The 14181-nt window shown below is 72.1% G+C and carries 11 protein-coding genes and 1 tRNA gene; 4 read left to right on the top strand and 8 right to left on the bottom strand.

Annotated features, from left to right (window positions below):
- Positions 1 to 290 precede the first annotated feature (290 nt).
- Positions 291 to 2822, bottom strand: a complete 2532-nt coding sequence (locus L6E17_RS28685) for an ABC transporter permease (RefSeq protein WP_236243560.1) — start codon at positions 2820 to 2822, stop codon at positions 291 to 293.
- A gap of 109 nt (positions 2823 to 2931) precedes the next feature.
- A complete protein-coding gene (locus L6E17_RS28680) occupies positions 2932 to 3702 on the bottom strand; it encodes an ABC transporter ATP-binding protein (RefSeq protein ID WP_374109177.1) in 771 nt (256 codons plus the stop codon).
- A 392-nt stretch (positions 3703 to 4094) separates the two neighbouring features.
- On the opposite strand from L6E17_RS28680, the gene L6E17_RS28675 reads away from it, so the two are divergent.
- Positions 4095 to 4175: transfer RNA gene (locus L6E17_RS28675), tRNA-Leu, on the top strand.
- A gap of 166 nt (positions 4176 to 4341) precedes the next feature.
- On the opposite strand, the gene L6E17_RS28670 is transcribed toward L6E17_RS28675, so the two are convergent.
- Entirely contained in the window at positions 4342 to 4791 is a 450-nt protein-coding gene (locus tag L6E17_RS28670; RefSeq protein WP_236243558.1) for a hypothetical protein, read from the bottom strand.
- Between the two features lie 543 nt (positions 4792 to 5334).
- Between L6E17_RS28670 and L6E17_RS28665 the strand changes: the two genes are divergently transcribed.
- Positions 5335 to 6210, top strand: coding sequence for a Bax inhibitor-1/YccA family protein (locus tag L6E17_RS28665; protein ID WP_236243557.1), 876 nt, complete (start codon positions 5335 to 5337; stop codon positions 6208 to 6210).
- An 81-nt stretch (positions 6211 to 6291) separates the two neighbouring features.
- Here the strand turns inward: L6E17_RS28665 and L6E17_RS28660 are convergent, their stop codons facing one another.
- Complete coding sequence (locus L6E17_RS28660) at positions 6292 to 6522, bottom strand: DUF4287 domain-containing protein (protein WP_236243556.1); 231 nt, start codon at positions 6520 to 6522, stop codon at positions 6292 to 6294.
- A gap of 99 nt (positions 6523 to 6621) precedes the next feature.
- Here L6E17_RS28660 and L6E17_RS28655 point away from each other — a divergent pair, with 99 nt between their 5' ends.
- On the top strand, positions 6622 to 6990 hold the full coding sequence (locus L6E17_RS28655) for a hypothetical protein (protein ID WP_236243555.1): 369 nt from the start codon (positions 6622 to 6624) through the stop codon (positions 6988 to 6990).
- Here the strand turns inward: L6E17_RS28655 and L6E17_RS28650 are convergent, their stop codons facing one another.
- From L6E17_RS28650 to L6E17_RS28635, 4 genes are all read right to left on the bottom strand, one after another.
- Positions 6991 to 7992, bottom strand: a complete 1002-nt coding sequence (locus tag L6E17_RS28650; RefSeq protein ID WP_236240391.1) for an IS630 family transposase — start codon at positions 7990 to 7992, stop codon at positions 6991 to 6993.
- 170 nt (positions 7993 to 8162) lie between these two features.
- Positions 8163 to 9104: a hypothetical protein gene (locus L6E17_RS28645; RefSeq protein ID WP_268985764.1), complete on the bottom strand. Its 942-nt coding sequence runs from the start codon at positions 9102 to 9104 to the stop codon at positions 8163 to 8165.
- Positions 9105 to 9503: 399 nt separating this feature from the next.
- A complete protein-coding gene (locus L6E17_RS28640) occupies positions 9504 to 10727 on the bottom strand; it encodes an acetyl-CoA C-acetyltransferase (RefSeq protein ID WP_236243553.1) in 1224 nt (407 codons plus the stop codon).
- A 184-nt stretch (positions 10728 to 10911) separates the two neighbouring features.
- Positions 10912 to 11961: an SGNH/GDSL hydrolase family protein gene (locus L6E17_RS28635; RefSeq protein ID WP_236243552.1), complete on the bottom strand. Its 1050-nt coding sequence runs from the start codon at positions 11959 to 11961 to the stop codon at positions 10912 to 10914.
- A 154-nt stretch (positions 11962 to 12115) separates the two neighbouring features.
- On the opposite strand from L6E17_RS28635, the gene L6E17_RS28630 reads away from it, so the two are divergent.
- Complete coding sequence (locus L6E17_RS28630; RefSeq protein WP_236243551.1) at positions 12116 to 13504, top strand: cystathionine beta-synthase; 1389 nt, start codon at positions 12116 to 12118, stop codon at positions 13502 to 13504.
- Positions 13505 to 14181 lie beyond the last annotated feature (677 nt).

Raw genomic sequence — 14181 nt, 5'->3', positions numbered from 1 at the left:
CACCGGAAGGGACGGCCTGCCACTGGAAGGGACGGCCTGCCGCGGTCGAGGCGGACGGCCAGGGGACTGACGGCGCGGCCCGGGCCGGCGGCGCCGCACCGGCGGTCCGCACCGCGCCGACCGCCTGAGCGGCCCGTCCCGCCTGGCAGCGCGGCACCGGCCGACCCTGGGCGGCGGCGCAGGCGCGTCGGCGTCGGCGGCGCGGGAGCCCGGCCCGTACGGCACGAGGGCCGGGCTCCCGTGAACGGGAACCCGGCCCTCGGCCTGCGGTACGCGGGGAGCGGCAGCGGCTACTCGGCCTTGATCGCGTTCAGCATGTTCAGCCTGGCCGCGCTGCGCGCCGGCCACATCGCGGCGAGGACGCCGACCAGGCCGGCCAGCAGCAGGAAGATCCCGATGCGGCCCCACGGGAGCACCAGCGCGTAGTCCGGCAGGCTGCCCTTGATGGTCTCGCCGACGGCCCAGCCGAGGAACGTGCCGAGACCGATGCCGACCACCGCGCCGAACAGCGAGATGACCACGGCCTCCAGACGCACCATCCGCTTCACCCGGCGGCGGTCGAGGCCGATCGCCCGGAGCATGCCGATCTCCTGCTGGCGCTCGAAGACCGACATCGCCAGCGTGTTGACCACACCGAGCACGGCGATCAGCAGGGCCATGCCCAGCAGCCCGTACACGATGTTCAGCATCATGTTGATGAAGCCGCCGATCTGGTCGCGGATGTCCTTCTTGTCCAGGACGGTCATCGCGGGGTTGTCGCCCAGCGCGCCGATCAGCGCCTTCTCGTTGGCCGCGGACTCGCCGCCGTCCATCTTCACGTAGATCTGCGGGATGTACGGCTTCACGTCGTGCGGGTTGACGACGGAGGTGTCCACGACGACCGGCGAGAGCAGCTCGGAGTCCTTGTAGACGGCGCCGACGGTCAGCTCGCCCTTCTTGTCGTCGTTGAAGACGGTCTTCAGAGTGTCGCCGACCTTCCAGCCGCGCGCCTTCGCGGTCTTCTCGGCGACCGCGATCCGGCCCTGGGCGAGGGAGTCCATGGAGCCGTCGACGGTCTCGACGTGCAGCACCTGCCCGAGGGCGCCGGCGGTGACGGCGGACGCGGACGCGAAGTGGCCGTCCAGCTCCAGGTAGGCCGCCTGCTGCGGGGAGACCGCGGCGACGCCCGGCGCCTTCTCCAGGGCGGTCAGCGCCGACGGGTCGAGGAAGCCGCCGCCGGCCATCTGGACCATGTAGTCGGCCTTGATCTGGTCGGTGGTCATCCGGTCGATGGACTGGCCGACGGTCACACCGATCACCGAGAGCCCGGTGACCAGGGTGAGCCCGATCGCGAGGGCGGAGGCGGTCGCGCCGGTACGGCGCGGGTTGCGCACCGCGTTCAGCCCGGCGAGCCGGCCGGAGATGCCGAAGAGGCGGACGAACAGCGGGCGGATGAGCGCGATGACGGGCCGGGACAGCAGCGGGATCAGCACGATCATGCCGATGAGGGTGAGGAACGCGCCCCCGGCGATGAGCCAGCGGCCCGCCTCGCTGCCCTTGACCGCGCCCAGCACGACCACGGCGCCGCCGAGGCCGGCGATGATCGCGCCGATGGTGTTGCGCACGACGAGGGAGCGCTGGCTCGGCGCGGCGTGCATGCTGTTCATCGCGGCGACCGGCGGGATCTTCGCGGCGCGGCGGCCCGGCAGGTAGGCGGCCAGCATCGTGATGAGGACGCCGACGGCGACGGCGGCGACGACCGGGGTGGCGGAGAGCACCAGCGGACCGCCCGGCACCTTCAGGTCGAAGGCGGCCATGGCGCTGCGCAGCCCGACCGCGAGGCCCATGCCCAGGGCGAAGCCGGCGGCGGCGGCGACGAGGCCGACGATGGCGGCCTCCATCAGCACCGACCGGGTGATCTGCTTGCGGGACGCGCCCACGGCCCGCATCAGCGCGACCTCCTTGGTGCGCTGCGCGACGAGCATCGTGAAGGTGTTCGCGATGAGGAAGACACCGACGAAGAGCGCGATGCCGGCGAAGCCCAGCAGGATCTGGTTGAACGCGCCGAGGCCCTCCTCGATCTGCTCGGCCTGCTGGTCGGCGAGCGCCTGGCCGGTCTGCGCCACGGCGTTGTCGGGCAGCAGCGGCACGACCGCGTCGAGGATCTTCCCGTCGTCGGCACCCGCGGCGGCGACGACGGTGACCTCCCCGAAGTAGCCGGGCTTGAGGAACAGCTGCTGGGCGGTCGCGGTGTCGAACAGCACCAGGCTGCCGCCTGCGGTGACGGCCCCGTCGTCGGTGGTGAAGACACCCTTCAGGGTGTACTCCTTCACCGGGCCGTTGGTGGCGACCCGCACGGAGTCGCCGACCTTGTAGCCGCCGGTCTCGGCGGTCGCCTTGTCGAGCGCGATCTGGCCGGCCCCGGTCGGGCCGCCGCCGTCGACGAACGCGTACTGCGGGTCCTTGCCGTCCGCGCCGGGGGCGAAGTTGGAGCCCTTGTTGGACCAGCCGACGCCGATCAGCTTGCCGTCCTCGTCCGGTACGCCGGCGAAGCCCTGGACGCGGCCGGTGGCCGAGGCGACGCCGTCGAGCCCCTCGATCCTGCCGAGTGTGGCCTCGGATATGCCGGGCTCCTCGGTGGCGCTGTCGGGATCGGCGTACGAGGTCGCGGCGACGGCGACATCGTCGTAGCTCTTGGCGGTCTGGTTGCGGAAGGCGTTGTTGAGGGTGTCGGTGAAGACGAGGGTGCCGCTGACGAAGGCCACACCGAGCATCACGGCGAGCACGGTCATCAGCAGCCTGGCCTTGTGCGCGAGCACATTGCGCAGAGCGGTACGGAACATGGTTTCGGGTCCTGGTGTGGGTGGCGGTCCGGGGCGTGCGGATCGGCGCGTACGGCTCGGGTCGGGGCCGGCCCGTACGGCGCGGCGGGTACGGCTCAGCAGGGGCGGCTCAGCTCGTACGGCCCTTCGTGTCGAACTCCTTCATGCGGTCGAGCACGCCGTCCGCCGTGGGCCGCAGCATCTCGTCCACGATCCGGCCGTCCGCCAGGAAGATCACACGGTCGGCGTACGACGCGGCCACCGGGTCGTGGGTCACCATCACGACCGTCTGCCCCAGCTCCCGCACCGAGTTGCGCAGGAAGCCCAGCACCTCCGCGCCGGACCGCGAGTCGAGGTTGCCGGTCGGCTCGTCGCCGAAGATGATCTCCGGCCGGGAGGCGAGCGCCCGCGCCACGGCCACACGCTGCTGCTGGCCGCCGGAGAGCTGCGCCGGCCGGTGGCTCAGCCGGCCGGACAGGCCGACCATGTCGATGACCCGGTCCATCCACTCCCGGTCCGGCTTGCGGCCCGCGATGTCCATCGGGAGGGTGATGTTCTCCAGCGCGGTCAGCGTCGGCAGCAGGTTGAACGCCTGGAAAATGAAGCCGATCTTGTCCCGGCGCAGCTGGGTGAGCTGCTTGTCCTTCAGGGACCCCAGCTCGGTGTCGCCGATGCGCACCGAACCGGAGGTGAAGCTGTCCAGACCGGCCACGCAGTGCATCAGCGTCGACTTGCCGGAGCCGGACGGGCCCATGATCGCGGTGAACTCGCCCTGCGGGAACTCCACCGTGACGCGGTCGAGAGCGACCACCCGGGTCTCCCCTTCTCCGTAGACCTTGCTCAGATCCTGGGCGCGGGCGGCCACCGAGGTCGCGGCGCGGGGGGCGGTCGAGGTGGGGATCACGAGGGGGCTCCTGTCACACAAGGCGTTCTTCGAGGACGTGTTCCATCGTCCGCGCCGGAACCCCGCCGCACGTCCGCCCCCGTGCCCGTTCCCGGGGCCGACTGGAGTCGGACCGGGCGGCGGCTCCCTCCTCCTGAGGTATGACGGCCACCCTGAGACCCGGCGCGGTCGGTCACGTATCGAGACGCGCCGTGACGGACGGCGACTTTCCGTCATTCCCCGGGGGCGGGATGTGCGGCCGCGAACCCCGCGCCGCTGCTGCGCAACGCCCCCCGCGCCTGCTGACGCCCCCTCAGACCTCAATAAAATAAGACAACATCGAGCCGTAAGTCCGCTGTTCGGGGGACCTCGCCCGGATAGGCTCGTGTGCTGACGCGGAGCCGCGCGTAGCCCGGGTGGTGGAATGCAGACACGGCGAGCTTAAACCTCGCTGGCCTCTGGCCGTGCCGGTTCGAGTCCGGCTCCGGGCACTTTTCTCGCAGGGCTGTGACCAGCGCGAACGGCCCGCCCCCGCGCCTCCCGTCCGCTCGCCCGCCCCGCCGCCACCGGGGCCCGGCCCCGCCCCGCGCACCCCCGCCCGGAGCGCCCGCCCCGCCCCCACTGCGAGCGCGTCGCCCGCGAGAGGTGCGCATCCGCTCACCCGGCTTCGGCCGCCTTCTTCCAGGGCGCGCAGCCCTGGGTCTGGAAAGCCCGGTCACCGGGCAGCACCGTGACGGTGGCCGGTCCCTGCCCGGTGTGCGCGGCGATGATGTCCTCCGGCGCGCCCGTCGTCCCCTTGAGCCGGAACCAGGAGCAGAAGCCCGTCGCCGCGTCCGCGGGGCCGCTGCTCCGGTAGACGCCCGGCGCAATGTCCTCCCCGACCAGGAACGTGCCGTCCCCAGGGATCTCGCCGTCCGGTGTGCCGGACGCCCGCGGAGGTGTGTCCGGGGGCCGCGTGGCCGAGGTCCCGGGTGGCGATGTGGTGGCGGTCACCATGGCCGTCGCGGTCGGCCGCCCATCGGGGGCCCCGTCGCCGCCGGGGGCGGCAAGGAGGCCGATGAGCAGTCCCGCGCCCAGACCGGCCAGGGCCGCAGCGCTGTGGGTCACCGCCGTACGGGCCCGGCGGGACGGGGCAGGCGCTCCCGGCCGGGGGCGGACGGGTCCGGCGGGCGGGCCTGGCGGAGGGCGGTCGGGGGCCATGCCGACAGAGTGCCTCCGGCGGCCCGGCGCCGCATCCCGCGCGGCGCCGCCGGGTGCCGCCGCGCAGCAGCAGCCGGCAGCCGTCTGCGGCCGGCCGACCGGGAGGGCCGGTGCCGCCAGCGTCCGGTGGAACGGGCGGCGCGCACCGAGGGCAGAGGGCCGGGCATGGGGGCCCGCGTGTCGGTGCCGGAGCCGGTGTGCGGGGAGCGGAAGTCCGGGGTGGGTGGGGTGTGGTGCGTCTCACTGGGTGTCACCTCGGGGGTGGATCCGCGAATTCCGGAATGTCCTTCCTGCGTGGCTGCGGGGGCCTCCGGCGGCGGCTCGCGGGCCGCGGCCGATATGTGATCGATACGTTCGGCCGGAAAGATCCTCCTGGAGCACTAGGGTGTTTCTTTTGCGTCCCCATTACTCTTGTCGCAAGGCCGCGCACGGCGGCCATGGAGGAGTGAGATGAGGAGCAGTAACCCGGTCTTCTCGCGACGGGGATTCAGCCGCGACAACGGCTACGCGAACTTCAACGCGCAGCAGCAGGCCGGGGGCCCCGCCGCTGGAACGAACCCCTACGCGACGAATCCGTACGCCACCAACCCCTACGCCCAGGACGCCATGGTCGGCGCCCCGGCGCAGGCCCCGGCCCGCTCCGGCGCCATGACCATCGACGACGTGGTGTCGCGTACCGCCATCACGCTCGGCACGGTCTTCGTCACGGCCGCGCTCGCCTGGTTCCTGCTGCCGGTCGACGCGGCGAACATCGGCATGTCGTACGGCATTGCCATCGGCGCGGCCCTGATCGCGCTCGTCTGCGCGCTGGTTCAGTCGTTCAAGAGCAGGCCGACCCCGGCGCTCATCCTGGCGTACGCCGCCTTCGAGGGCGTCTTCCTGGGCGTCATCTCCAATGCGGTCGCCACACACGTCAGCACCGCTGCCGTCCCGCAGGCGGTGCTCGGCACGATGTCGGTGTTCGCCGGCGTGCTGATCGCGTACAAGATGCGCTGGATCCGCGTGACCCGCCGCTTCTACGGCTTCGTCATGGCGGCGGCGATCGGCTTCGTGCTGCTGATGGCCGTGAACATGCTGTTCGCCGTCTTCGGCGGCGGTGACGGCCTCGGCTTCCGCAGCGGCGGCCTCGGCATCATGTTCGGCATCATCGGCATCATCCTCGGTGCCTGCTTCCTGGCCTTGGACTTCAAGCAGGTCGAGGACGGCATCACCTACGGCGCCCCCCGCGAGGAGTCGTGGCTCGCGGCCTTCGGCCTCACGATGACGCTGGTCTGGATCTACCTGGAGTTCCTGCGGCTGATCCAGATCCTCTCCGGCGACGACTGACCGTCCCGTCCCGGAAGTGTGAGAGGGCCCGCCCGGCATCGCGCCGGGCGGGCCCTCCGCCGTTGTCGTCCTTTCCCGGTGTCAGAGCAGCTTGCGCGCCGCGCGCCTCAGGTCGTACTCGTGGATGATCGCTTTGGCGTGACCGTAGGCCAGGTTGTGCTCGACCCGGAGCCAGCTCACCTTCTCCTCGAAGCGGCTGAGAGAGGGGCCTTCCTCGACGGCGCGGAGCCACTCGGCCACTTCGCGGCCGGTGCAGCGGGGGATGCGAGAGAGCAGATTCTGATGGGTCTCTTCGGAGAAGACATGGGACATCGGCGCCTCCGGAGGCTGTGCGCGTGTGCTCCTTCACGTCACGGTGCCTGAGTGTTCGCCCGTTGGCAACAGTGCCTTTTCGGCGCGTAGGGTCGCCGTGTGCACGAAACGACTGAGCTGACAGAGGCCATCTGCCGTCTTGCGGATCGTCTCCGTACGGCCCCACAGAGCCGCCTCCAGCGTGGCGCAGCAGCTGAAGGGCTTGCGCTCGCCCGAGAGTTGGCCTCGCGTGCGCAGCGGCTAGAGGACCCGGGAACAGCACCTCGGGCGATGCCGGATGCCGGCATCTTCGCTGTCGCGGATCAGCTCCTCGTTGCCGGTGCGGACTTTGCGGAGGCGTGGCTGGGGGCTGCCGCGTCCACGCACAGGGACGGCGTGGAAGCCGGGTCTCAAGAAGGGCTCCGGGAGGAACTGGCCCAGGCCGTGGAACTGGTTAAAGAAGCAAAGAGGAGAGCGGGGCTGTATTGATCAGAAACTCATGGGGTTCTCGTCCATGACGTAGCGGACGTGTGGGCCACCGAAGTAGCCGCGGACGATGTGCGGCTGACGCTGACGCCTGCGGAAGAAGCGGCGGGTTTCGGCAGCGAGTTCGGCCTGGTCGCGGGCCCGGTGCTGCTTGGGCAGGCTGTGCTTGAGGTCGGCGTTGACCAGCTCGTCGGGGTTCAGCTCGGGCGAGTACGGGGGCAGGAAGTGCAGCTCTACATCATCGGGGTGGGCGGCGAGCCAGTCGCGGACCTTCTTCGAGCGGTGCGCGGAGTGACCGTCGACCACGAGGTGGACCTTGTGGTCGAAGTGGCCGGCGAGCCGGCCCAGGAAGCGGCACATCACTTCGGCGGTGAAGGACTCGGTGAAGACCATGAAGTGCATCCGGCCCTTGGTGCTGATCGCCGACATCGCGTTCACGGAGAACCGGTTCCCGCTCCGCCGCACGACGGGCGTCTTCCCCTTCTCACCCCAGGTGCGGCCGGTGACCTGGTCGGATCGGATGCCGACCTGGTCGGCGAAGAGGATCTCGCCGCCGTCTTTCTTCGCCTGCACGCGGATCTTCGGCCAGGTCTCTTCATGCCAGCGCCGGACGGCCTCGGGGTCCTGCTCGACGGCCCGCTTGTCCGGGCGCTGGAAGGACAGCCCCCATCGCTTCAAATACTTGCCCACCCCCACCTCGGTCAGCCGCACCCGGTACAGCTTCGCGATCAGCTCGCCCACCAGCCGCCGTGTCCACAGCTGACCGGAAAGCCCCACGTCACACGGCCGGTGGTCCAGGACCGCCTGCCGCACCGCGGCCTGCTCGGCCTCCCCGAGCACCTGGTGCACACCGACCGGCTTACCCCGAGGACGCATGACCAGGGCCTCCCGACCACCGGCCTGCCACTTCGCCCACCAGCCGTCGACCGCCTTCAGCGACACCCCGAACACTGCCGCCACGTCCTCGCGGTCCCGCCCCGCCATCAGAGCGGCCACCGCCCGCAGCCGCAGGGCCTCCTGCGCCGACGGCGACAGATGCCGCGCGTCCCCCACCAGATCGCTCACACCCACCCAACGACCCAGAACCCAAACCGTTTCTGATCAATAGAGCTGCCCGTAGTTCTATTCCGGCGTCTCGCATCCACGAGGTTCACCGGGCGGCAGGGCGCTGGTAGTCAGAGCGAGGCGATGACGCGGTCCGCGAGGATGTACACGTTCTCGTCCGTGCCGGCGCCGCAGGAGAACGTCAGGGCGTACGCGCCGGACACCCCGGAGCCGCCCAGCAGGACGGGCGTGGCTCCGTCGCGCAGCGCCTCCGCGAGGCGCTCGGCGGTCTCCCGGTGGCCGGGCGTCATGCACAGCGTGGTGCCGTCCGCGAACACGTACACATCCAGGGTGCCGAGCGGCCCGGGCCGCACGTCCGTGAGGGCCGTCCGCGACGCGGCGAGCTCCTCCAGGCGGGACACCGTGCGCTCGTGGTCGGTGGCGACGGGCGTCCGCACCGGCACGAAGTCGGGGTGCGAGGGGTGGCGGCGGCGGGCCGCGGCCAGTTCGGGGGAGTCCTCGGGGTGGTCGGTCACGCCCTCGCCCGCCGCGGCGAGTTCCGGCAGGTCGGCCAGCGGGTCCGCGGTCAGGTCGGCGAGTTCCGCGAGACCGGCGAGCGGGTCCGTGCCCTCCGGGTACGCGGGGTCGTCCAGGTCCAGCGCCTCCAGGCCGGTGAAGTCCGCCTGGCGGGGCACGAAGTACGGCCCCTCGTCGTCGGCGGCCTGCAGGGCGGAGGCCCCGCCCAGGAGGGACGCGGGGGAGTCGGCGGCGTCCCGCGCCTCCTGCGCCGCCCAGAACGCCCGGGCCTCGGCCAGCTCGCGCTCCCGCTCCTCGGCCAGCGCCTCGGCGACGGCGGTGCGTATCTCGTCGGCCGTGGCCGCCGCCTCGGCAGCCGGCGCCCCGTCCGTACGGGCGTGCGGCACGGACGGCAGCAGGGGACCAGCAGCCGGCCGGGCCGCGGCGAGCTCCTCGCGCAGCGCGGCCATCTGCCGGCGCAGTCCGCGGGCCGTGAACAAGGCGGCGGCGCCCACAGCCGTGGCGGTGGCCGTCGTCAGCAGCAGGGCGAAAGACATGGCGCTCACTGACTTACTCCCGGTTTCAATCGATCCCCCGCACTTCCTACATCAGCTTGTCGTGGAACTCGCCCCCTTGTCAGTGCCTTACGTCACGAATTGCGCCGGTTTCTTCCGCCGCGGTTCCCCGCTTCCACGCCTGTGACCTGCAAAAACGAATCTCCCCCGGGATGTAGGTCACATCCTGGGGGAGATTCGGTCACGGCAGGGACGCGGAAGGGTTAGCCGGGCGTCATTCGGCGCAGGTCGCCCCACGCCTCACGGGCACCAGCGGAGCCACCGCCCGACTGCGCCGCACCGGTCGGTGGTCGCGCTGAGCTTCGACTCCGCTGCGCTGCGTCTCAGCTCAGCCGCCCTGGCTGACGGTCGCGCTGAACTTCGACTCCGCTGCGCTGCGTCTCAGCTCAGCCGCTCGATGACCATCGCCATGCCCTGGCCGCCGCCCACGCACATCGTCTCCAGGCCGAACTGCTTGTCGTGGAACTGGAGGCTGTTGATCAGCGTGCCGGTGATGCGGGCGCCGGTCATGCCGAAGGGGTGGCCCACGGCGATCGCGCCGCCGTTCACGTTCAGCTTCTCCAGCGGGATGCCCAAGTCCTGGTACGACGGGATCACCTGCGCGGCGAACGCCTCGTTGATCTCCACCAGGTCGATGTCGTCGATCGTCAGGCCCGCGCGCTTCAGCGCCTGCCGGCTGGCCTCGACCGGGCCGTACCCCATGATCTCCGGGGAGAGGGCCGAGACGCCGGTGGACACCACCCGGGCCAGCGGAGTCAGGCCCAGCTCCCGCGCCTTCGTGTCCGACATGACGACCAGCGCGGCGGCGCCGTCGTTGAGCGGGCAGCAGTTGCCCGCAGTGACCCGGCCGTCGGGGCGGAACACCGGCTTCAGGCCCTGCACGCCCTCCAGCGTCACCCCCGCGCGCGGGCCGTCGTCCTTGCTCACGACCGTGCCGTCCGGGAGGGTCACCGGGGTGATCTCGCGCTCCCAGAAGCCGTTCGCGATGGCCTGCTCGGCGAGGTTCTGGGACCGCACGCCGAACTCGTCCATCTCCTCCCGGGACACGCCCTTCAGCCGGGCCAGGTTCTCGGCGGTCTGGCCCATCGCCATGTAGGCGTCCGGGACGAGGCCGTCCTCGCGCGGGTCGTGCCAGACCTCATCGCCGCCGTTCGCGGCACGCTCCGCGGTACGGGCCTCCGCCTCGGCGAACAGCGGGTTGTGCGTGTCAGGCAGCGTGTCGGAGTTGCCCTTCACGTAACGGGAGACGGTCTCCACGCCGGCGGAGATGAAGACATCGCCCTCACCGGCCTTGATGGCGTGCAGCGCCATGCGGGTCGTCTGGAGCGACGAGGCGCAGTAGCGGGTCAGCGTGCAGCCGGGCAGGTGGTCCATGCCCATCTGCACGGCGACGATCCGGGCGAGGTTGTTGCCCTGCTCGCCACCGGGCAGACCGCAGCCCAGCATCAGGTCGTCGATGTCGCGCGGGTCGAGCTCGGGGACCTTGGCGAGCGCCGCCTGGATGATCGTGGCGGTCAGGTCGTCAGGCCGAAGGTCCTTCAGCGAGCCCTTGAAGGCCCGGCCGATGGGGGAGCGGGCGGCGGAGACGATCACGGCTTCGGGCATCACGGCTCTCCAGGGGAAGGGGTGGGCAACTGAGAGGGAAGTTACCTCTCCGTAGCGCGTGGGGTCACCGTCCGGAGCGTGTGACCCCCACCGCACTTCTAAGCATGCGCTCAGTACGCCGCGGAGGCCAGCCCCCACACGGCCCGCCCGCCGCCCTGTGCCGCCGGCGCACGGGCAGAAAGGGTCAGCGGCCGGGCTCCGAGGACGGGGCTCCCGGCTGCTCCGGTCCCGCCGCTTCCGCGGCGTGCGCCCCGGCGGGTTCCGGGGCGGGCGCCGGGGTCTCCAGCCGCCGGCGCCTGCGGTGCTTGAGCAGCGCCCACGGGGCCCGTACGCCGATGACCTCCGTACCGGCCTCCGCCGCCGCCTCCGCCGCGGCCTGCGCGACCGGCAGCACCCCCTCGCGGCGGTCCGCCTCCAGCACGTCCGGCTCCGGCCACACGCCGAGCGCCGCGCACACCGACGGCAGCACCGCCATCGCCGCCGTCGCGTACCCCTCCGCCGACGGGTGGTAGTTGTCCACGCCGAACATCTCCCGCGGGTTCGCCGCGAACTCCGGGCCCAGCAGGTCGCCCAGCGACACCGTGCGCCCGCCCTGCTCCACCGCCACGATGGTCTGCGCCGCCGCGAGCTGCCGGGACAGGCGCCGCGCCAGCCACCGCAGCGGCTGGTAGACCGGCTCGATCGTGCCCAGGTCCGGGCACGTGCCGACCACCACCTCCGCGCCCGCGTCCCGCAGCCGCCGCACCGCCTCCGACAGGTACCGCACCGAAGCCGTCAGCGGCATCCGGTGCGTGACGTCGTTCGCCCCGATCATGACCACGCACACGTCCGGGACCGGGCCCGGGAGCGCCAGCAGCAGCGTGACCTGCCGTTCCAGGTCGTCCGAGCGCGCCCCCGGCAGCGCCACGTTCCGCAGCTCCACGGACCGCTCCGCCACCTGCGCCAGGCCCGACGCCAGCAGCGCCCCCGGGGTCTGGCCCGCCCGCCGCACCCCCTGGCCCGCCGCCGTGGAGTCGCCGAGCATGGCCAGCCGCAGCGGTACGCCGTCGAAGACGCGGCCGTACAGCCCGTCCGCGGCAGGGGGCAGCGGGGCCACCCCGCCGCCCACCGAGCGCTTCGCCAGCTGCACCTCGGCCAGCACCACCCCCACCGCCGCCACCCCCAGCAGACCGAGGCCGCCGCCCCCGTACGCCGCGCCCGCGGCGATCCGCCGTGCCACCCGTGCCCTCGACATGGGCGGTCACCTCCTCCCGTAACGGCTCTCCGTACCACTGTGCACACCGTGCGTGAACACCGCCTCTGAGGTTCCTGCCCCGTAACCGCGCCCGCCTACGCATCCACTCGGCTTACGCTGGCTTGACCACTACGGAGACCCCGGAGACTTAACGGTGCGATACCACGACTCGATGATCAGCCTCGTCGGCAACACCCCGCTGGTGAAGCTCAACAGTGTGACCGCGGGCATCCAGGCGACCGTCCTGGCCAAGGTCGAGTACTTCAACCCCGGCGGTTCGGTCAAGGACCGCATCGCCCTGCGCATGATCGAGGCGGCGGAGGCGAGCGGCGAGCTCCAGCCGGGCGGCACGATCGTGGAGCCCACCTCCGGCAACACGGGCGTCGGCCTGGCGATCGTGGCCCAGCAGAAGGGCTACAAGTGCGTCTTCGTCTGCCCGGACAAGGTGTCGACGGACAAGATCAACGTGCTTCGGGCGTACGGCGCCGAGGTCGTCGTCTGCCCCACGGCCGTGGACCCCGAGCACCCCGACTCGTACTACAACGTCTCCGACCGGCTGGTGCGGGAGACGCCGGGGGCATGGAAGCCCGACCAGTACTCCAACCCGAACAACCCCCGCTCGCACTACGAGACCACCGGTCCCGAGCTGTGGGAGCAGACCGACGGCAGGATCACCCACTTCGTGGCGGGTGTCGGCACCGGCGGCACGATCTCCGGCACCGGCCGCTACCTGAAGGAGGTCAGCGACGGCAAGGTGAAGGTGATCGGCGCCGACCCGGAGGGCTCCGTCTACTCGGGCGGCTCCGGGCGCCCGTACCTGGTGGAGGGCGTCGGTGAGGACTTCTGGCCGACCGCGTACGACCAGAACGTCACGGACGAGATCATCGCGGTCTCCGACAAGGACGCGTTCCAGATGACCCGCCGCCTCGCCAAGGAGGAGGGCCTGCTGGTCGGCGGCTCGTGCGGCATGGCGGTCGTCGCCGCACTGGAGGCGGCCAGGAAGCTCGGCCCGGACGACGTCGTCGTGGTCCTGCTGCCGGACAGCGGCCGCGGCTACCTCTCGAAGATCTTCAACGACGAGTGGATGGCGGACTACGGCTTCCTGGAGGAGGCCGGCCCGTCCGCGCGCGTCGGCGACGTGCTCGGCGACAAGCAGGGCGGCGCCATCCCCACGCTGGTGCACATGCACCCCGAGGAGACCGTCGGCCAGGCCGTCGAGGTGCTGCGCGAGTACGGCGTGTCGCAGATGCCCGTCGTGAAGCCGGGCGCCGGCCACCCCGACGTCATGGCCGCCGAGATCGTCGGCTCCGTGGTGGAGCGGGAGCTGCTGGAGGCCCTCTTCACCCAGCGGGCCTCCCTGAACGACCCCGTGGAGAAGCACATGAGCGCCCCGCTGCCGCAGGTCGGCTCCGGTGAGCCGGTCGAGGACCTGATGGCGGTGCTCGGACGGGCCGACGCGGCGATCGTCCTGGTGGAGGGCAAGCCCACCGGCGTGGTCAGCCGCCAGGACCTGCTGGCGTTCCTGGCGCGCGACGCCAAGTAATCCCGCGCGGTTCCTGTCGGTCCCGCGTGGTTCCTCTGGGCCCCTTCGCCTTCTCGCCCGCCGCCGCACGCGCTGTGCGGCGGCGGGCGGGGCCGGGCGGCGGTGGACCGGGAACTGCGAGGCGGACAGCATCTTGCCGACTGCCGACTGCCGACTGCCGACTGCCGACTGCCGACTGTCGGCTGCGGGCCTGCGCCGGCCGGACTGCCGCGGCGGGCCTTCGCGCAATCGGTACGCGCACGTCACGTACCGGCAGCACCGGCTTAACACGCCTCCGGCACCTTTGAGTTGTCGGCGTCACGGACTTCCGGAGCGGCTCCCGGGCCTCCGTCACGACGCCGCCGGACGCGGAGACCGGCCCTGACCCGGGCCCGTGTCCCCCGCGGGGACCGCCGTCGTCCCGCCCCCCGGAGACCGGGGGTGCGGCGGTCCCCGCACGATCTTCCTCCCGCCCTCCGCAGCGGGGACCGCGCCCGGCAGCGGCGGCCCCGCCAACGCCCCGCGCCGGTCCCGGGCCCCTGGACCCGCCCGGTGCCTGACGCCGCCCGCGCCTCCTGTGCCCGCGCCCGGCCGCGGTTGCGGCAGCGCATCCCTCCTCCCGGCCGCCGGGCCCCTGGCGGCGGCCGCGTCCCTCCCTTCGCGCCCGGTGCCCCGGCGCGCCGCGGTGCGTGCCCGTG

The organism is Streptomyces sp. CC228A, assembly GCF_021390935.1.
Taxonomy (GTDB): Bacteria; Actinomycetota; Actinomycetes; order Streptomycetales; family Streptomycetaceae; genus Streptomyces.
The sequence above is the reverse complement of the archived record's forward strand: the minus strand, read 5'-3'. Positions and strand labels throughout refer to the sequence as shown.

Excerpts from the sequence above, each read along its gene's own strand:
- L6E17_RS28645 (WP_268985764.1), bottom strand. The coding sequence starts at position 9,104 with ATGTCTTTCGCCCTGCTGCTGACGACGGCCACCGCCACGGCTGTGGGC.
- L6E17_RS28665 (WP_236243557.1), top strand. The coding sequence starts at position 5,335 with ATGAGGAGCAGTAACCCGGTCTTCTCGCGACGGGGATTCAGCCGCGAC.
- L6E17_RS28635 (WP_236243552.1), bottom strand. The coding sequence starts at position 11,961 with ATGTCGAGGGCACGGGTGGCACGGCGGATCGCCGCGGGCGCGGCGTAC.
- L6E17_RS28685 (WP_236243560.1), bottom strand. The coding sequence starts at position 2,822 with ATGTTCCGTACCGCTCTGCGCAATGTGCTCGCGCACAAGGCCAGGCTG.
- L6E17_RS28640 (WP_236243553.1), bottom strand. The coding sequence starts at position 10,727 with ATGCCCGAAGCCGTGATCGTCTCCGCCGCCCGCTCCCCCATCGGCCGG.
- L6E17_RS28660 (WP_236243556.1), bottom strand. The coding sequence starts at position 6,522 with ATGTCCCATGTCTTCTCCGAAGAGACCCATCAGAATCTGCTCTCTCGC.